Here is a 17623-nt window from a genome sequence, read left to right on the forward strand (position 1 = left end):
TCGTCATTCCGGGGCGATGCGAAGCATCGAGCCCGGAATCCATCGTGACGATTGTGAACATGGCGCCACGCTGACGCGCGCCCCGGAATGACGGCTTGGCTCAATCCCCCGCCTTCAACCGATACCCGATCCCGGTCTCCGTCAGCACAAATTGCGGCCGTTCCGGATCGGCTTCGATCTTCTGCCGGAGCTGACGGACATAGACGCGCAGATATTGCGCATCCGTCAGCTCGTCCCAGAGCTCCTTGAGTAAAAAGCGATGGGTGAGCACCTTGCCGGCGTGCTGCACCAGCACGCGCAGGAGGTCATATTCCTTCGGCGACAGTTTTATCTCACGCTCGCCCACCTTGACGATGCGGCGCACGAGATCAACGGAGAGGTCACCGGTGCGGAACACCGGGCGTTCGCCCTTGACCTGGAGCTGGTGGCGCAGCGCGGCGCGCAGGCGTGCCAGCAGCTCGTCCATGCCGAACGGCTTTGTCAGGTAGTCGTCGGCGCCGAGATCGAGCGCCTGCACCTTGCCGGCCTCGTCGCCGCGGCTCGACAGCACCACGATCGGGACGCCTTCATTGCGGGCGCGGATAGTTCGCAGCAGATCATGCCCCTGGATGTCGGGCAGGCCGAGATCGAGGATGATCAGGGCGGGCCCTTCCGTGAGCTTCTCCAGCGCGGTCTTCCCGTTCGAAGCCTCCAGAATCTCGTAGCCCTGCGTCGTGAGCCCCATCCGCAACAATTTGCGGATCGGCGGCTCGTCGTCGATGACCAGGACCTTGATCGGGGCGGCACTCATGCGGCGGTATCCAATGCGCGGGTCTGTGCCGGAACGGGCAGACGAATGGTCAGGAGGGCGCCGCTTCGGTCGCTGCGGTTGGCGGCCGAGATTGTGCCGCGCATCGCCTCGACGAAGCCGCGCGAGATGGCGAGCCCGAGCCCGGTGCCGGGACGGACATGGTCACCCTTCTGCACGCGGTAGAACTTGTCGAAGACGCTCTCGAGTTCGTCAGGCGGGATGCCGTCGCCCTCGTCGGCAACCTGGAGCACGACCCGATCCTTGTCCCGCTGGCTCCTGATCGAGATCGTGGTGTCCAGCGGCGAATATTTCGCGGCGTTGTCGAGCAGGTTGAACAGCACCTGCTCGAACAGCACCGCGTCGAGCTCGAGCATCGGCAGATCGGCGGCCAGCACCAGCTCGACCTTGTGGGCGGTGAGAATTTTGGCTGCCCGTCTCAGCGCGCTGCCGACGATCTCGCCGAGATCGTGCAGCGCCGTGTTCGGCACGATGGCGCCGGATTCAAGCTTGGTCATATCAAGCAAGTTCGCGATGAAGCGATTGAGTCGTTCGGACTCGTCGATCACGGTCGCGAGCAGGTCGCGCTTCTCGGTGTCCGACAGTGCCCCGGCGAGATCGCGCATGGTCGAAGCCGCGCCCAGCACCGAGGCGAGCGGTGTCTTCAGATCATGCGAGATCGAGGTCAAGAGCGCCGAGCGCAGCCGCTCGGATTCGATGGTGCGCTTGACGCGATCCATGTCCTCCACCAGCAGCACGCGCTCGATCGCGAGTGCGCCCTGGTCGACCAGCGCGTCGAGCAGGCGTCGCTGATCCGGCGTCAGCAGCGGGCCGGTGCGGTCATTGTCGATGCCGATGACGCCGATCGGGCCGCGTCCCGTGCGCATCGGCAGGAACAGCCGCTTGGCGCCCGGCAACGTGTCGGAGCCACGGCCAGCGGGACGATCGTTGCTCCAGGCCCAGTTGGCGGCGGCGAGATCGGCCTGGTCGAGTTGATCCTCGGGCGGATAGCCGGATTTCACCGTGAGCAGGCCATCCTCCGGCAGCAGCAGCACGACGCGGACCTTCAGCATCAGCGCGGTCTGATAGGCGGTCGCCCACAGCACGTCGTCGAGCGTTCCGGTACCGGCGAGCTTGCGGCTGAACGCATAGAGCTGCTCGGTCGTCCTGATCCGGCCGATCGCCGTGTCGGCCTGCGTGCGAACCCGTCCGGCAACGTTCGACACCAGGATCGCGATCAGCATGAAGAAGAAGAACGCCGCGACATTGGTCGGGTCGGTGATGGTGAAGGTGTAGACCGGCGGCAGAAAGAAGAAATTGTAGGCGAGCGAGGCCGCGATGCTCGCAAGCAGCGACGGCCACAGCCCGTAGCGCACCGCGACCGCCACGACGGCGGTCAGGAACACGAGGTCGACGTTCTCGATGCCGAACCGAGGCTTGATGACGGCAGCCGCGGCGAGGCCGACCGCGGTGATCCCGAGTGCCTTGAGATAAGGCAGCGCATCGAACTGCTCCGACCGCGCTGCGGTCTGCACCGTCGTCTTCGGAGCCGGCTGATCAGCGAGCTCGTCGCCGGGAATGACGTGAACGCTGATATTGCCGGCCCGGCGGACCAGATCATGCACGACGGAGCCACGCGTCATCTCGAACCAGCGCGAGCGCGTCGACTTGCCGATCACGATCTGGGTGACGTTGTTGCCTTGCGCGAAGTTGATGACATCGTCGGCAATGCGACGGCCGACGGCCGGAATGGTCAGGGCCTCGCCGCCGAGCGATTCGGCGAGCCGCAGCGTATCGGCCAGCCGATCGCGCTCCTCGTCGGATAGCTGAAGCGAGCGCCGCGTCTCGATCGAGATCGCGGTGAACGGCGCGTGCAACCGGTCGGCCAGCCGCTTGGTATAGCGCACGAGCCCGGCCGCGCGCGGATCCTCGCTGACGCAGACGATAATGCGTTCGCCAGCAGCCCAGGGCCCGGCGATTGCGTTCGCCTGCATGTGGGTGAGCAACTGCTCGTCGACCCGCTCGGCCGTGCGTCGCAGCGCCAGCTCGCGCAGCGCGGTGAGATTGCCCGGCGAAAAATAGTGCTCCAGCGCCCGCTCGGCCTGCTTGGGCACATAGACCTTGCCCTCCTTCAGCCGCTGGATCAGGTCGTCGGGCGTGAGGTCGATCAGCTCGATCGCGTCGGCGCGATCGAACACCGAATCAGGCACCGTCTCCCGCACCCGCACATGGGTGATCTGGGCAACGACGTCGTTCAGACTCTCGATGTGCTGGATGTTGACTGCGGTGTAGACGTCGATGCCGTGGGACAGCAATTCCTCGACGTCGAGATAGCGTTTGGGATGTCGGCTGCCGGCGGCGTTGGTATGCGCGAGCTCGTCGACCAAGGCGAGCTGCGGCCGCCGCGCGATCACGGCGTCGAGATCCATCTCCTCGACCATCTGGCCGCGGTAATCGAGCTTCTTGCGCGGGATCACCTCGAGCCCGCGCAACAGCGCCTCGGTCTCGGCGCGGCCATGGGTCTCGACGAAACCGACCACGACGTCGATGCCCGCCTTGCGCTTGGCGTGGGCGCTTTGCAGCATCTCGTAGGTCTTGCCGACGCCGGGGGCAGCGCCGACGAAGATCTTCAGCTTGCCGCTCGCACTCTCTTCCCGGCGCGCTGCTTCCAGCAGCGCCTCGGGCGAAGGACGTTGTTCGGGATCGCGGCGCTCTCGGACCATTTTACCAATATAATCATCCGCGCGCCGCGAGCCTAGTCCACTACTTCGCGGCAGCACGATCCAGCGAGAGATTCAGCGCCAATACGTTAACCCGGGGCTCACCGAGCAGGCCGAGCAGGCGTCCCTCGGTGTGGGAGGTCACGAGCTGCTTGACCTGATCCTCAGACATATTCCGTGCCTTCGCCACCCGCGGCACCTGGAATTGCGCCGCCTCCGGCGAGATGTTCGGATCGAGTCCGCTGGCCGAGGTGGTCACCAAGTCGACCGGCACCGGCGCAGACGGATTCTCCGCTTTCAGCTTGTCCACATCTTCCTTCAGCCGGTCGGCCAGCGCCTTGCTGGTCGGACCGAGGTTGGAGCCGCCGGAGTTGGCGGCGTTGTAGGGCGCCGGCACCGTCTTGGTCGAATCATTCGGGTCCGGTGCCAGCGTTGCCGAGGGACGGCCGTGGAAATATTTGTCGTCCTTGAACTCCTGCCCGATCAGGGCGGAGCCGACCACCTTGCCGTCCTCCTCGATCAGGCTGCCCTGCGCCTGCGCGGGGAAGAGCGCGCCGGCGATGCCGGTCATCGCGAGCGGATAAGCGAGGCCGGTAATGGCGGTCAGCGCCAGCAGAAGGACGATGGCCGGGCGGATTTCTCTGAGCATGTTACGTCTCCTATTTCTTTCGTCATTGCGAGCGAAGCAATCCAGAAGTCAGACCCTCACCCTGAGGAGGCGCGCTTGCCCGGCGTCTCGAAGGGCGAGGCCACCGGCCGGGCCTTCATCCTTCGAGACGCGCGTTCCGCGCTCGTGAGGATGAGGAACTAGCAGTCTGGATCGCCTCATCACTCGCATTGACATCTCAAGCCAGGTGCAAGGCGGTCACGACGAGGTCGATCGCCTTGATGCCGATGAAGGGAATGACGATGCCGCCAACGCCGTAGATCAGCAGGTTGCGCCTCAAGAGCGCGCCAGCGCCGACCGCGCGGTACGCGACCCCCTTCAGTGCGAGCGGAATCAATGCGATGATGATCAGCGCGTTGAAAATGATCGCCGACAGGATGGCGCTCTGCGGGCTCGTCAGGTTCATGATGTTGAGCGCGTTGAGCTGCGGGTAGAACGCCAGGAATATCGCCGGAATGATCGCAAAATACTTTGCGACGTCGTTGGCGATCGAGAACGTCGTCAGCGCTCCGCGCGTCATCAGGAGCTGCTTGCCGATCTCGACCACCTCGATCAGCTTGGTCGGGTTGGAATCGAGGTCGACCATGTTGCCAGCCTCCCGGGCGGCCTGGGTGCCGGTATTCATGGCGACACCGACGTCGGCCTGGGCAAGCGCCGGCGCGTCGTTGGTGCCGTCGCCGCACATGGCAACCAGCTTGCCTTTGGCCTGCTCGTCGCGGATCAGCTTGAGCTTGTCCTCGGGAGTTGCCTGCGCCAGGAAGTCGTCGACGCCGGCCTCCGCCGCGATAGCGGCGGCCGTCATCGGGTTGTCGCCGGTGATCATGATGGTGCGGATGCCCATGCGGCGCAGCTCCGCAAAACGCTCCCGGATGCCGCCCTTGACGATGTCCTTGAGCTGGATGACGCCAAGTAGCTTGCCGTCCTTGGCGACCGCCAGCGGCGTGCCGCCCGACTTCGACACCTCGTCGGCAATCGCCTGGATCTCGCGGCCGATGTCGGAAAGTGCAGCAGGCTGGATTGCACGCGCCGCGTTGCCTGAGGCAACCGCCAGCGGCGCACCGCCGCCGACGTAGTTGAGCATGGCATCGACCGCGCCCTTGCGCACCGACGAGCCGCCGGCATCGACGCCGCTCATGCGGGTCTGCGCCGTAAACGGGATGAAGGTGGCGCCCAGCTCCGCCATGTCGCGACCGCGGATGCCGTATTTCTCCTTCGCCAGCACGACGATGGAGCGGCCCTCCGGCGTTTCGTCGGCAAGCGAGGCGAGCTGGGCGGCGTCGGCGAGCTCCTGCTCGGTCACGCCGCGCACCGGACGGAACGCCGTTGCCTGCCGGTTGCCGAGGGTGATCGTGCCGGTCTTGTCGAGCAGCAATGTATCGACGTCGCCGGCCGCCTCGACCGCGCGGCCCGACATCGCCAGCACGTTGAAGCGCACCAGCCGGTCCATGCCGGCGATGCCGATGGCCGACAAGAGCGCGCCGATCGTGGTCGGGATCAACGTCACGAACAGCGCGACCAGCACGATCACCGAGATCGAGCCGCCGGCATAGGCCGCATAGCTCGGGATGGTGACGGTGGCGAACACGAAGATGATGGTCAATCCTGCGAGCAGGATGTTGAGCGCGATCTCGTTCGGCGTCTTCTGCCGCTCCGCGCCTTCGACCAGCTTGATCATGCGGTCGATGAAGGTCGAGCCCTGCGCGGCCGTGATGCGGACGCGGACCCAGTCGGACAGCACCTGCGTGCCGCCGGTCACCGCCGAACGGTCGCCGCCGGATTCGCGGATGACCGGCGCGGATTCGCCGGTGATGGCGGCCTCGTTGACGGAGGCGACGCCCTCGATCACCTCACCATCGGAAGGGATGGTGTCGCCGGCCTCGACCAGCACGATGTCGCCAACCTTCAGGCTCGTGCCCGGCACGAGCTTGAAGGTGCGATCGATGCCGGTCAGAAGCTTGGCCTGGCTCTCGGTGCGGGTCTTGCGCAGCGAGTCGGCCTGCGCCTTGCCTCGGCCTTCGGCCACCGCCTCGGCGAAATTCGCGAACAGCACCGTGAACCAGAGCCAGAGGATGATCTGAAAGGTGAAGGCGAGGTTCGCGCCGCCCGTGACGAGGTCGCGCAGAAAGATCACCGTGGTGAGCGCGGCGACGATCTCGACTACGAACATCACGGGGTTCTTGATCATGACCCGCGGATCCAGCTTGGTGAAGGATGCGCGAATGGCGGGCATCATGATCTTCGGATCGAGCATCGCCGAGACGGAAGCGCGTTTTTGCAGTTTCATGGTTTCCATGGAGGTCACTCCAGACAGATTCGATCAGAAGACGTTGCCGGCGTTCATTGCGAGCTGCTCGACGATCGGTCCGAGCGCGAGCGCCGGGAAGAAGGTCAGGCCGCCGATGATCAGGATCACGCCCACGACCAGGCCGACGAACAGGCCACCCGTGGTCGGGAAGGTGCCGGCTGACGGCGGATGCGTCTTCTTGCCCGCCAGGGAACCGGCAATCGCCATCGCAGGGATGATCATGAAGAACCGGCCAACGAACATCGCGCTGGCAAGTGTCAGGTTGTAGAAGAACGTGTTGCCGGTCAGGCCCGCAAAGGCGGAACCGTTGTTACCTGTCGCCGACGTGAAGGCATAGAGCACCTCGGTGAAGCCATGCGGACCGGCGTTCGCCATCGAGGCGACCGCCGCCGGATAGACCACGCCGACCGCAGTCCAGCCGAGATACATCAACGGCAGCACCAGGATCGCAAGCATCGCCATCTTGACCTCGCGCGCCTCGATCTTCTTGCCGACATATTCCGGCGTGCGGCCAACCATGAGCCCTGCGACGAAGATCGCGATCACCACGAACAGCAGCATGCCGTAGAGACCGGCTCCGACGCCGCCGATGATGATCTCGCCGAGCTGCATGTTGATCAGCGGGATCATGCCGCCAAGCGCGGTGAAGCTGTCATGCATGGCGTTGACCGCACCGCAGGAGGCCGCCGTCGTGATCACGGCGAACAGCGATGAGGCAACGATGCCGAAGCGGACTTCCTTGCCTTCCATGTTGCCGCCGGTCAAGCCCAACGCATGCAGGGTCGCGGTGCCATTGGCTTCCGCCCAATAGGTGACGGCAACGCCGGCGACGAACAGCACGCCCATCACGGCCAGGATGGCCCAGCCCTGGCGCTGGTTGCCGACCATGCGGCCGAACACGTTGGTCATGGCTGCTCCGATCAGGAAGATCGACAGCATCTGCACGAAATTCGACAGCGCGGTGGGATTCTCGAACGGATGCGCCGCATTGGCGTTGAAGAAGCCGCCGCCATTGGTGCCGAGCATCTTGATCGCCACCTGCGAGGCGACCGGGCCGACCGCGATGGTCTGCTTGGCGCCCTCGAGCGTGGTCGCCTCGACATAGTTGCCGAGCGTCTGCGGGATGCCCTGCCAGACCAGGAACAGCGTGTAGACGACGCAGATCGGCAGCAGCACGTAGAGCGTGGTGCGGGTGACGTCGACCCAGAAATTGCCGACCGTGCGCATCGAGGCACGCGAGAAGCCGCGGATCAGGGCCACCGCTAGCGCGATGCCGGTCGCCGCCGACAGGAAGTTCTGGTGCGTCAGGCCGAGCATCTGCACGAGATAGGACAACGTGCTCTCGCCGCCGTAGTTCTGCCAGTTGGTGTTGGTGATGAAGGAGATCGCCGTATTGAAGGACAGGTCCTCGGCGACCGCGCCCTGCCCGGCCGGATTGAACGGCAGGATGGCCTGGAGCCGCATCACGCCGTAGATGATGAGAAAGCCGCCGACATGGAACAGCAGCATGGCGACCGTATAGGTCAGCCAGTGCTGCTCACGCCTCTCGTCAACGCCGGAGATCCAGTAGAGCCCAGCCTCGATCGGGCGCAGCACCGGCGACAGGAATGTCCGCTCGCCGCTGAACACCCGCGTCATGTACCAGCCGAGCGGCTTGGTCAGCGCGACGATGATGACGCAAAACAGAATGATCTGGAGCCAACCGACCATAGTCATGGAATCAACCCTTCAGGCTTGGTGCCCGGCATAGCAGCGGCAGGAGCACCGCAAGCAGGCAGGTGACGAGCACCGCGTCCGCCAGCAATAATTTGAGAAGAAGCAGCACGGTCAGAAACGCTCAGGCCGCAGCAGCGCGTAAGTGAGATAGATCAGGAGGCCGAACGAGACGACGCCGGCAAGCGTGTAATCGAAGATCATGGTCCGCTCCCTACAGCCGTTCGCAGGCGTAGGTGTAGACGATCGCCAACGCGAAGAAGGCGGCAGCCAGCGCCAGCATCAGGATGTCCATCATGGAGTTACTCCTCGTTGCGCGACGATATCCGGCGTAACCCGTCTCTGGATCCCGGTGGACCGCTTGCTGCGCGCGAATGCAACGCGTGTCCCCCCGGCGGCCGGCCGGGACTTTCACCGCGCTGAAATGCCATCGCGGCACATAGGTTTTCGAGATGGGGCCTATGGCGACATTATAGGAATCTCATAAAGGCCAGCGCGCCATCGGGGACGGCCATGCAGCATCGGCAACGTGCTCCACGCTCTCGCTTCGGGCAGCGCACCGGCGCAATTCACCATGACCATCTCTGCCAATTGTCACGGCAGACGGTGACCCGGTCTTTCCAAACAGTCGCCAAGTCTTTTCAAAAGGCCGGTTTCTATGAGCACCGCCAGCCGGCAGGGACGAGCGTCGAGACCGGAGAGCGCCTATACCCCTGACCCGGCACGATCCGCACACTTATGAAATCCCTATATCTTCCGCCCCGTCCTCATCTCGTTTTCAAATGCCCTTCCCGCCATCTTGGAGAGGCCGGCCGACTGACCGACACCAATTCCAGGAGGCCTGACATGACCACCGCTCTCCGACATTATGACGCGCTCTCACTGAGCGAGCGGCTGCGCAATGCCCATGCGATGACACGGCCGCTGATGCTCGACATCATCGACCATGCCTGCCGGCGTTTTCCTTCAGCCGGACAGACCGAACGCAGCGCGCGCGTCACGCGGCTGATCGATGCGGAAGCCTGGGCCGATGCCGCGTTGGCACTGATGGAGCTCGAACTGCCGCTGTGGCAGGTCCGCCGCATTGCCTATGACGAGGGCGAATGGTACTGCGCTTTGTCGCGCGAACGCGAGCTGCCGGACTGGCTCGACGCGGCGATCGAAGCCCGCCACGCGGACCTCGCGCTCGCGCTGCTGTCAACATTCGTCGAGGCACAGGCGTCGGCCGCGGAGGTATCGCGCCCCAGCGTTCCCTCGGTTCGCCCGGCGTTCAATTCCCTCTACGAACCGGTCGTTTGCGACAATTTCGGCTAAGCGACGTCTGACAGGCACCAACCTTGTCGCAATCTCCTGACATCTCGCGCGCCCGAAGCTCGCCGCGCGTCCTTGCGCGCTTTGCCGTTCGCATCGCATTGCTCGCCACCTTCGCCGCATTCGGCAGCATCGGCTTCGGCAACAGCCTCGCCGCCCTGCTCTGGATGTCGATCATCCTCTGCGCCGTCGTCGGCCTGATCAAGCGCGAGCCGCTGTTCGGAGTAACGCTCAATCATTGGGACGAAGCCGTTGCCTTCGGCGCGCTGTTCGCGCTGGTCCATACTCTCGATCAGTTGATCTGAGCGCCCTCGCTTATGACGTTCCTATGAGATCGTCCTTCGCCCGCCCTCGAAATCATATCCGCGACGAAAGATATTGAGCGCGCAAGGCCGGGACATGCTCCCAAAAGCCTCGCGTCGATCAAAAGGAATAGATCCGTGAAACTCGTCGAACCTCCCTCGTGCAGTTCGCTCTCGACCATCGTCTTCATCGGCAGGAATCGCCGGGGTCAGTGGGTCGCCCAAGAACAGAACGGCCTCTATGGCGGTCTGTTCGTCAGCCGCGCGCAGGCAATCAAATATGCGCTGTTCGAAAACGGCCAGCATCCCGAAACCATTATTGAGCTGCCGCGCGAAATCGAGCTCGACATGAGCAGGCGGCCCAATACTGCCGCCACCCAGCGCGCCGCCTAGCCGGCGCTTCCGGCAACGACCATGTTCATCCCTCCTTCCGCCTGGTTCACGGGCTTCATTCCGGATCTGCCGACCCCGTTCGACGCAGCGGATGCGGTCGACCTCAAGGCGCTCGCCTCACTCTGCGAGCGCCACGTCGCCGCCGGCGCTCCCGCGCTCGTGGTCTGCGAGACGGCCGGCGAGGCGCCGACGCTATCGCCGGCCGAGCAGGAGCTCGTCATCCGGACCGCGGTCGACGTCGCCCGCGGCCGGGTGCGTGTCATTGCCGGGGCCGTCGCGAACGCGACCAGCCACGCCATTGAGCTGGCGCGCCGAGCCGAGGCGGCGGGCGCGGATGCCGTACTCTCGGTGGTGCCCTCCTACAACAAGCCGATGCAGGAGGGCATGGTCGCGCACTTCCGCGCGATCGCCGCTTCAATCGGCGTGCCGATCATCCTGCACGACGCGCCGTCCCGCACGCTACGCCCACTCGCCGACGAGACAATCATGCGTCTTGCGGAGTCCCGGCAATTCGCGGGCCTGCGCGACGGCAGTGGCGACGTCACGCGTCCGATGCGCCTTTCGCGGCATCTGCCCGCCGGGTTCCGGCTGCTGTCGGGCGACGATGCCACCGCCTTCGGCTTTCTCGCGAGCGGCGGCGACGGCGCGATCTCGGAGGTCGCCAACATCGCCCCGGATCTCTGCCGGACGATCTTTTCGCAGGTGAGGCAGGGCCGGCTGCAATCCGCCCGCTACCTGTACAAGCGTCTCATTCCTCTCATTTGCAGCCTCTCGAAAGAGAGCCCCGCGGCGCTCAAATGCGCCCTGAGTCTGCTCGGCCTGATGCGGCCGGACACGAGGCTCCCAATCGTTCCGCTGGACCACGCAGCCCGAGCGGAGGTCACAAAAGCATTCGCCGCGATCGCCGACGAGGAGCTGATCGACAGCGTCGGGGCCTGATATTTCGAAGGCCGTATCGCATGAGTTCGCCGTCATCAGCCAAGGAACCGCAGAGGCTGCTTCGCGCCTGGCAATTGGCGCTGCTGCGCTTTGCCGTGACGCTTGACGATGGCGACAAACTCAACGTCGCGGCGATCGCCGCGGAACTGGATCGGTTGAGCGGCCGCACGCTCGGTGATTCCCTTCATTTCTTCCGGCGAACCAGCTCGCAGCTCTGCGCGGCGATCGATGGGCAGCAACAGAATTCCGAGGCGATCCTGGAGCACTTCTGCGAGCAGATCGACGAACCGCGGCTGCGGCTTGCTTTTGCTGCAGCCGTCGGGATCGCGCGTTCGAACAGGGCCCCGCCCGCCGCGCGACCGAAGCGGAACCACGACCTGTTCAGAGGCCTGCCGGCGCGACGAACGGCATCTTTATGACATTCCTATGCGGCGGCCTCGGCGTCCATCTCGCAATCCAACGGCGCGATGAACATCATACGAGGCAGATTGGAGCGGCCCTCTCGCCGCGCCGCGGACTAAGGACTGCTGAAAATGTCGCTACTGACACATGACCTTGAACGACCCTTTGATTGGGCCGAACGCCCGGCGCGAATCTCGAAGGCGCGCAGGGCGCAGCTCAAGCGCATCGCTTTGCGCGCGCTGGCCGTGCTTTCGATGGGCAGCGTGCTCGCCGCGCTCATTGCTCTGAAGACCGCAATCTATGTCTGGCACCTTCGCGCCTGACCGGCATGGGAGAGGATCATGACCTTGCAAATGTGTGAGGAGGCCGCCATGGCCGCGATCGCGCTTCAAGAGGTCCGTCGCCGGTCTGAGCAGGCGGCGTCCAGGGTTGCAGCCGCCGCCGCGCTCAAGCCGCTCGATCCCGATATCGTCAGCGCCGCCCTTCCCGCCTTCTTCATCGGCCGCAACAGCGCCGGCCTGTGGGTCGCGCGCGAAGCGAATGGACGTGTCGGCGGTCTCTTCCTGTTCAAGAGCTCGGCGGTCGATTTCGCCAACCGGCAGAGCGCGCCGGCAAAATGCGCGCTGGTGTTTCCGGCCGAGATTTTCGAGCTCGACATCGAAAACCAGGGCAATCCGCTGGTTGCGCTCGGCGCACGACTGCTGGTGGAGATGAAGCGGCGCCTGCCGCATTTCTTCGCAGGATAGCGATGCCATGATCGAGTTCAAGATCATCGTCCTGGTCGCGTTGATGAGCGTATTGCTGCTCGGCCTGCGCATGACCGCGGCCCCGACCCCGGAGGGCTAGCATGCAGCTCCTCAAGGGAAACCTCGAGCACACGGTCACGGTCACCATCCTGACCATGACGCTGAGCCTGATCTGGGGCGCAATCCTGACGCTCGTGATCACGCTTCTTGCGCGTGGGCTCGGGGTCTAGGCCCCTCACCTCTTCGCTTGACCATGGCTGCCCAAGAGGCGAGCAACCGAGCGTGTACGGCGGTCGCGATGCTGGCTTGAGGCCAGCTATCCGGCGGAAAAGCCCCGGCCGATCTGGCGCAAATTCACGGAACCGTGTAGAGCGGTTTCCATGAGCAGCAGCAACGTCAACGTCGTCGCCCACCCCCTGGTCCAGCACAAGCTCTCGCTGATGCGGGAGAAGGACCGCTCGACCAAGAGCTTTCGCGAAATCCTGAACGAGATCGGGATGCTGCTCTGCTACGAGGTGACGCGCGACCTGCCGCTGGAGCTGGTCGAGATCGAGACGCCGATCGCACCGATGCACGCGCCCAAGATCGCCGGCAAGAAGCTGACGCTGGCGCCAATCCTGCGTGCAGGTGTCGGCTTCCTCGATGGCATGCTGGCGCTGATGCCTTCAGCGCGCATCGCCCATATCGGGCTCTACCGCGACCCCGAGACCCTGCAGGCGGTCGAGTATTACTTCAAGGCGCCGCAGGATCTGTCCGACCGTACCGTGATCCTGATGGACCCGATGCTCGCGACCGGCAACTCGGCCTGCGCTGGCGCCTCCCTGCTCAAGGCACGCGGCGCCCGCGACATCCGCTTCGTGTGCCTTCTGGCCGCACCGGAAGGCATCGCGCAGTTCCAGCGGGAGCATCCCGACGTACCGGTCTGGACCGCCGCGATCGACGAACGGCTCAACGACCACGGCTACATCGTGCCGGGCCTCGGCGATGCCGGCGATCGGATGTTCGGCACCAAGTAGACAGGTCTGCGCGATCGGTTTACTCCGATAGCCATGCGCAAGAACGATCGATCACTGCAATCGCTGATCGGCACCGGCTCCGCCGCCGATCCCGCCTTCGTGTTCGACGGCACACCCGTGTCGCGTGCGGAATTGTCCAGCAAGGTCGACCAGACTGCTGCCTGGCTTGCGGCTCAGGGTATCGGCAGAGGCGACGTCGTCGCGGTCTGGCTCGTCAACCGGGTCGAATGGGTCGCACTTCTGTTCGCGGCTGCCCGGCTTGGGGCGATCGCCGCCGCCGTCAACACCCGCTACCGCAGCGCGGAAGTCGCCCACCTCCTCCGCCTGTCCGGCGCAAAGCTGATGGTCGTCGAGGCCGCGTTTCGCTCGATCGACTTCGCCGCCATTCTCGCCGATATCGCCAAGGCCGACGTGCCCGCGCTGCAAAAGCTCGCAGTGGTCGACGCGGATGCGATCCCGGCGCACTGGCCCTGCGTCCGGTTCGACGCTTTCGACAAACCCTATCCGCCGGCACCAGCGCTACAGGACGATGTCGACCTGCCAGTGCTGCTCTACACGACCTCGGGCACGACCAAGGGGCCGAAGCTCGTGGCGCATTCGCAAGCAACGCTTGCCACGCACGCACGCTCCGTCGCCAAGGCGCTAGCGCTCTCGCCACAGCGGCATTCGCTGCTGGCGATGCTGCCGTTTTGTGGCACTTTTGGCATGACCAGCCTGCTTGGATTCCTCGCCGCCGGCGTGACCATCCATGTGCTCGACGCCTTCGAGGCGGCGCCGGCGCTAGAAATCCTCGGCGGGCACGGAATCACGCATGCCTTCGGCTCCGACGAGATGTTCCGCCGCATACTCGCGCTCACGGATGTGCGCCGGCCGTTTCCGAGTGCGGAAGTGTTCGGCTTCGCCGCATTCCAGCCGGGTTGGCGCGAGCTCGCCGCGGAGGCCGAGGCGCGCGGACTGCCGCTGTTCGGCCTCTACGGCTCGAGCGAGGTGCAGGCGCTGTTCTCGATCGGCCGCGCAAGCGACGCCTTCGCCGACCGCATCGAAGGAGGCGGCTGGCCGATGTCGCCGGAAGCTTTGGTGCGCGTGCGCGATACCGAGAACGGCGCGCTCGCGGCAAACGGAATCTCGGGCGAGATCGAGATCAGCGCGCTGTCGCGTTTCCTCGGCTATTTCAACGATCCGGAGGCGACGCGGGACGCCATCACCGCGGACGGCTTCTTCCGCACCGGCGACATCGGCCGGCTGCGCGGCGACGGCTCCTTCGTCTATGAGACCCGCGCGGGCGATGCCATGCGGCTTGGCGGCTTCCTGGTTGCGCCCGGCGAGATCGAGGACGAGCTCAAGGCCTGTGCCGGCATCGCTGACGCCCAGGTCGTCGCGGTCGACCTGAAGGGCCAGGCGCGCTGCGTCGCTTTCGTGATCCCGACCGGAGAGCCCCCGCAGCAGGAGGCACTGGTCGCGCGGTTGCGCGAACGGCTCGCCGGCTACAAGGTCCCGGCGCGGATCTATGTCGTCGAAGCCTTTCCCGTCACCGACAGCGCCAACGGCGTGAAAATCCAGCGCGCCCGGCTCCGCACCATGGCGATGGAACGGATCGCGGCCGAATAGGCTTATTTCAGATAGCTCGCGAGATTCATGCCCAGGATCTTGGAGATGGCCGAATAGGACGCGGTGAGCTGCGCCTGGTAGGTCGAGAGCTGCGCCGTGATGGCCGCGACATCAACGCTGGTGAGATCGCTCGACAGCGTCTCCGCATAGCTCTTGTAGTCGGTCTGGCGCGCGCTCGCCGTCTCGATCGAGGACGCCGCGCTCGACAGCTTTGCCTGCACCGCTGCGGTATCGTCGAGCGCCGTGCTGGCGAGATCGAGCGCGCTGGAAATATCGGAGGAGGACAGCGAGGTGCTGTTCGCGACGAATTTCAGGACGCGCATCACCTCCTCGAACGCGGAGTTGTCCGCGGTCACGCCATAGGACACGGTCTCGTCCGCGGCGACGCGTACCGAGGCGATCTCGTCATCGCCTTTATAATAGCTCGTGTCCGCCGTGGTCGTGGACCCCGTGCCGGACGAGAAGCCCGTGAGATCGACCGGTGCCGTGTCCGACTTGCCGCCGGCAAAGACGTACTGGCCGTCATACTGCGTGTTCATCAGCGAGCCCATCTCCTGCAGCATCTGCTGCGCCGACGAGATCACCGAATTCGTCTCAGTGGTGCTGCCGGTCGAGGCGGCACTGAGCTGGGAACGGAGCTGCGTGATGATGTCGGTCATCGAGCCGACGGCCGAATACATCACCTGCACCTTGCTGTCGGCAAGCGTCGCGGCGTCGATATAGGATTGCGCCCGCGTCACCGAGACCTGAAGGTTGACGACATGCTGTGCAGTCGAGCCGTAGCCGCCGAAATCGGTGGAGATGACGCCGGAGGATTCCTGGATTTGCTCGTTGGCCATCACCGACTGCACGCGCAGCGCGTCGGCGATCATCGCGTTCGACTGGGCGAAGGTGGCCACACGCATCGCGACCAAGGCGCGGCTCCTTATGTCGACTGCACGGCGGTGAGCAGCGCCGAGTACATGGAGTTGATGGCCTGGATCAGCGCGGAGGCCGCCGAATACTTGTTCTGGAGCGTGCTCAGCTTCGCCGATTCCTCGTCGAGGTTGACGCCGGATTGCGAGGACAGCGAGCTCGCATAGGTCGACTGCGCCGTCTCCTTCGCCGTGTAACTGGAGGAGGCCTGCGAGGATTTGCTGGCGACGTCGGCCACGATGGCCGAGGCATAGTCGGCAAATGAGCCGGTGGTTGCGGCGAGCCCGCCGGTCGAGGCGAACGTCCGGGAGTCCGTCAGCGCGTTGTAGAAGGCGTTGACGACGGTGGCCGAGCCCGACGACAGCACTGTGCTGCCAACGGTCAGGCTGGACGAGGCGTCCAGCGTCGCGAGTTGCAACTCTTTGGTGCCGGACAGGATGCTGCTGTTGACCGCGATGTCGGACGCGCTCGTTCCGGTCACGAGGTCGTTGAGGCCGAAATACCGCGAAAATCCCTCGCCCGAGCTGCCGACCGAGCTCGTCATCTCATTGATGGCGACGCCGTTGCCGGAGCCGGTCGCTGTGATCGAGAGATGGCCGTCCGCATCGACCGAGGCCGACAGGCCCGAGATGCCGTTGATGGCGGTGACGAGATCGCCGACCGTGGAGTAAGACGACAGATCGAGATCGCCATAGGAGACGAGGTTGCCGCTCTGGTCGGTGACTGCAACGCGCACCGTGCCGGTGGCGGAGAGCGCCGTTGAGCTGGTGACTGACGTCGTCCCGGTCAGGCCGGTCGGCGCTGGCACCGAGGAGGCGCTGTTGGAGACGCCGTTCATTGCCGACGCGAGCTGCTGCGCGAGCTGGTCGAGTTGCGATTGCGCCGCCGGCAGCGTCTTGTCACGCAGCGTGATCAGCGCGCCGATATCACCGCCGGTGATCTGGGAGGTGATATCGACGCCGTTCACGGTGATCGCGCTGAAGCCGCTCGATGATGAGCCGGCCGTGTAGGTCGTGGATGCCGTGACGTTGGCCGCCGCCGTGTAGCTGATCGTGTGTGCGGTGCTGTCGACCAGCGCCTGGCCAGAGGTGGTGTAGATCTGGAGATCGCCGTTCGATGCCGTGAAATAGCTGATATTCATCTTCGAGGCGATGTCTTGGAGCGCAGTGTTGCGCTGATCCTCCAGGTCGGCGGTCGACTGGCCGGCCGCCGCCGTCTGCTTGATCTCGGCGTTGAGGTTCGCGATCTGCTGCAAATCGTCGTTGACGCCGTCGATCGAGGACGCGATGTCCTGGTCGGCGTTGGCGCGAAGCTTCTGGATGCCGCTTGAGGTCTCCCGCAGCTGGCTCGCGACGTCGTCGAGCGCGCTGATGGCGTTGGATTGCAGCGAGGCGCTGCTCGGCGTGCTCGCCAGCGACGACAGCGCCGATTCCAGCGAGGCGATGCTGTTGGCGAGCGACGTTCCGGTCGAGGAGCTGGAGGAACTCGAGGTCGAGCCGTAGAGCTTCTCCAGCGACGTCAGATAGGTGTTGGTGGTGTCGGCAGCGCCGAGATCGGAGGTCGCGCCGGTCAGCGACTTCAGGAGCAGCTTGTCGACCGTCGAGGTAATGCCCGTCACCGTGACGCCCGTACCGACGCCGTTGGTGACGGTGCTCGACTGGGCCGCGGTCTTCTTGGTATAGCCGGTCGTGTCGGCGTTCGAGATGTTCGACGACGTCACGCTGATCTGCACAGACGTGGCCGAAAGCCCGCTGAAGGCGACCAAACGTGCGATGTCGAGCGACACGGCGCGGCTCCTC

General features: G+C 64.9%; 18 protein-coding genes. 10 read left to right on the plus strand and 8 right to left on the minus strand.

Features of this window, described 5'->3' with window-relative positions; genetic code table 11:
- Positions 1-100 precede the first annotated feature (100 nt).
- The 6 genes from AXW67_RS31330 to AXW67_RS31355 form a co-directional block, all read right to left on the minus strand.
- A complete protein-coding gene (locus tag AXW67_RS31330; RefSeq protein ID WP_027556736.1) occupies positions 101-790 on the minus strand; it encodes a response regulator in 690 nt (229 codons plus the stop codon).
- A complete protein-coding gene (locus AXW67_RS31335; RefSeq protein WP_063681031.1) occupies positions 787-3510 on the minus strand; it encodes a sensor histidine kinase in 2724 nt (907 codons plus the stop codon). The genes AXW67_RS31330 and AXW67_RS31335 overlap by 4 nt, the downstream gene beginning before the upstream one ends.
- A 40-nt stretch (positions 3511-3550) precedes the next feature.
- The gene (locus tag AXW67_RS31340) at positions 3551-4156 is read right to left on the minus strand and encodes a K(+)-transporting ATPase subunit C (protein ID WP_063681032.1); all 606 of its coding nucleotides are present in this window, start codon (positions 4154-4156) and stop codon (positions 3551-3553) included.
- A gap of 196 nt (positions 4157-4352) precedes the next feature.
- A complete protein-coding gene (gene kdpB, locus AXW67_RS31345; RefSeq protein WP_063681033.1) occupies positions 4353-6467 on the minus strand; it encodes a potassium-transporting ATPase subunit KdpB in 2115 nt (704 codons plus the stop codon).
- A 24-nt stretch (positions 6468-6491) separates the two neighbouring features.
- Positions 6492-8195, minus strand: a complete 1704-nt coding sequence (gene kdpA, locus AXW67_RS31350; RefSeq protein WP_063681034.1) for a potassium-transporting ATPase subunit KdpA — start codon at positions 8193-8195, stop codon at positions 6492-6494.
- 111 nt (positions 8196-8306) lie between these two features.
- Positions 8307-8396, minus strand: coding sequence for a K(+)-transporting ATPase subunit F (locus AXW67_RS31355; protein WP_063681035.1), 90 nt, complete (start codon positions 8394-8396; stop codon positions 8307-8309).
- Between the two features lie 642 nt (positions 8397-9038).
- Between AXW67_RS31355 and AXW67_RS31360 the strand changes: the two genes are divergently transcribed.
- The 10 genes from AXW67_RS31360 (at position 9039) to AXW67_RS31400 (ending at position 14909) form a co-directional block, all read left to right on the plus strand.
- Complete coding sequence (locus tag AXW67_RS31360) at positions 9039-9506, plus strand: hypothetical protein (RefSeq protein ID WP_063681036.1); 468 nt, start codon at positions 9039-9041, stop codon at positions 9504-9506.
- A 23-nt stretch (positions 9507-9529) separates the two neighbouring features.
- The gene (locus tag AXW67_RS31365; RefSeq protein WP_063681037.1) at positions 9530-9808 is read left to right on the plus strand and encodes a hypothetical protein; all 279 of its coding nucleotides are present in this window, start codon (positions 9530-9532) and stop codon (positions 9806-9808) included.
- 135 nt (positions 9809-9943) lie between these two features.
- The gene (locus AXW67_RS31370) at positions 9944-10198 is read left to right on the plus strand and encodes a hypothetical protein (protein ID WP_035688247.1); all 255 of its coding nucleotides are present in this window, start codon (positions 9944-9946) and stop codon (positions 10196-10198) included.
- Positions 10199-10219: 21 nt separating this feature from the next.
- A complete protein-coding gene (gene dapA / locus AXW67_RS31375; RefSeq protein WP_063681038.1) occupies positions 10220-11137 on the plus strand; it encodes a 4-hydroxy-tetrahydrodipicolinate synthase in 918 nt (305 codons plus the stop codon).
- A gap of 20 nt (positions 11138-11157) precedes the next feature.
- Positions 11158-11556 carry a hypothetical protein gene (locus AXW67_RS31380; protein ID WP_027556727.1) on the plus strand — a complete coding sequence of 133 codons (399 nt, stop codon included), beginning with the start codon at positions 11158-11160 and terminating at the stop codon, positions 11554-11556.
- Positions 11557-11670: 114 nt separating this feature from the next.
- Positions 11671-11862, plus strand: a complete 192-nt coding sequence (locus tag AXW67_RS31385; protein ID WP_063681039.1) for a hypothetical protein — start codon at positions 11671-11673, stop codon at positions 11860-11862.
- Between the two features lie 18 nt (positions 11863-11880).
- Positions 11881-12285, plus strand: coding sequence for a hypothetical protein (locus AXW67_RS31390; protein WP_063681040.1), 405 nt, complete (start codon positions 11881-11883; stop codon positions 12283-12285).
- A 101-nt stretch (positions 12286-12386) separates the two neighbouring features.
- On the plus strand, positions 12387-12515 hold the full coding sequence (locus AXW67_RS44805) for a hypothetical protein (protein ID WP_283806473.1): 129 nt from the start codon (positions 12387-12389) through the stop codon (positions 12513-12515).
- 150 nt (positions 12516-12665) lie between these two features.
- A complete protein-coding gene (gene upp / locus AXW67_RS31395) occupies positions 12666-13301 on the plus strand; it encodes a uracil phosphoribosyltransferase (protein ID WP_027556724.1) in 636 nt (211 codons plus the stop codon).
- Between the two features lie 33 nt (positions 13302-13334).
- On the plus strand, positions 13335-14909 hold the full coding sequence (locus AXW67_RS31400) for an AMP-binding protein (RefSeq protein WP_063681041.1): 1575 nt from the start codon (positions 13335-13337) through the stop codon (positions 14907-14909).
- Between the two features lie 2 nt (positions 14910-14911).
- On the opposite strand, the gene AXW67_RS31405 is transcribed toward AXW67_RS31400, so the two are convergent.
- Complete coding sequence (locus tag AXW67_RS31405) at positions 14912-15823, minus strand: flagellin (protein WP_082908109.1); 912 nt, start codon at positions 15821-15823, stop codon at positions 14912-14914.
- An 11-nt stretch (positions 15824-15834) separates the two neighbouring features.
- Complete coding sequence (gene flgK / locus AXW67_RS31410; RefSeq protein WP_063681042.1) at positions 15835-17610, minus strand: flagellar hook-associated protein FlgK; 1776 nt, start codon at positions 17608-17610, stop codon at positions 15835-15837.
- Positions 17611-17623 lie beyond the last annotated feature (13 nt).

Origin of the sequence: Bradyrhizobium neotropicale, from assembly GCF_001641695.1 — a bacterium.
GTDB classification, from domain to species: Bacteria; Pseudomonadota; Alphaproteobacteria; order Rhizobiales; family Xanthobacteraceae; genus Bradyrhizobium; species Bradyrhizobium neotropicale.

Bases quoted from the DNA above. Each gene is read 5' to 3' on its own strand.
- AXW67_RS31355 (WP_063681035.1), bottom strand. From the start codon at position 8,396: ATGATCTTCGATTACACGCTTGCCGGCGTCGTCTCGTTCGGCCTCCTG.
- dapA (WP_063681038.1), top strand. From the start codon at position 10,220: ATGTTCATCCCTCCTTCCGCCTGGTTCACGGGCTTCATTCCGGATCTG.
- AXW67_RS31400 (WP_063681041.1), top strand. From the start codon at position 13,335: ATGCGCAAGAACGATCGATCACTGCAATCGCTGATCGGCACCGGCTCC.
- upp (WP_027556724.1), top strand. From the start codon at position 12,666: ATGAGCAGCAGCAACGTCAACGTCGTCGCCCACCCCCTGGTCCAGCAC.
- AXW67_RS31390 (WP_063681040.1), top strand. From the start codon at position 11,881: ATGACCTTGCAAATGTGTGAGGAGGCCGCCATGGCCGCGATCGCGCTT.
- AXW67_RS31380 (WP_027556727.1), top strand. From the start codon at position 11,158: ATGAGTTCGCCGTCATCAGCCAAGGAACCGCAGAGGCTGCTTCGCGCC.
- AXW67_RS31340 (WP_063681032.1), bottom strand. From the start codon at position 4,156: ATGCTCAGAGAAATCCGCCCGGCCATCGTCCTTCTGCTGGCGCTGACC.
- AXW67_RS44805 (WP_283806473.1), top strand. From the start codon at position 12,387: ATGCAGCTCCTCAAGGGAAACCTCGAGCACACGGTCACGGTCACCATC.
- kdpB (WP_063681033.1), bottom strand. From the start codon at position 6,467: ATGGAAACCATGAAACTGCAAAAACGCGCTTCCGTCTCGGCGATGCTC.
- AXW67_RS31335 (WP_063681031.1), bottom strand. From the start codon at position 3,510: ATGGTCCGAGAGCGCCGCGATCCCGAACAACGTCCTTCGCCCGAGGCG.
- AXW67_RS31385 (WP_063681039.1), top strand. From the start codon at position 11,671: ATGTCGCTACTGACACATGACCTTGAACGACCCTTTGATTGGGCCGAA.
- AXW67_RS31330 (WP_027556736.1), bottom strand. From the start codon at position 790: ATGAGTGCCGCCCCGATCAAGGTCCTGGTCATCGACGACGAGCCGCCG.
- AXW67_RS31360 (WP_063681036.1), top strand. From the start codon at position 9,039: ATGACCACCGCTCTCCGACATTATGACGCGCTCTCACTGAGCGAGCGG.
- kdpA (WP_063681034.1), bottom strand. From the start codon at position 8,195: ATGACTATGGTCGGTTGGCTCCAGATCATTCTGTTTTGCGTCATCATC.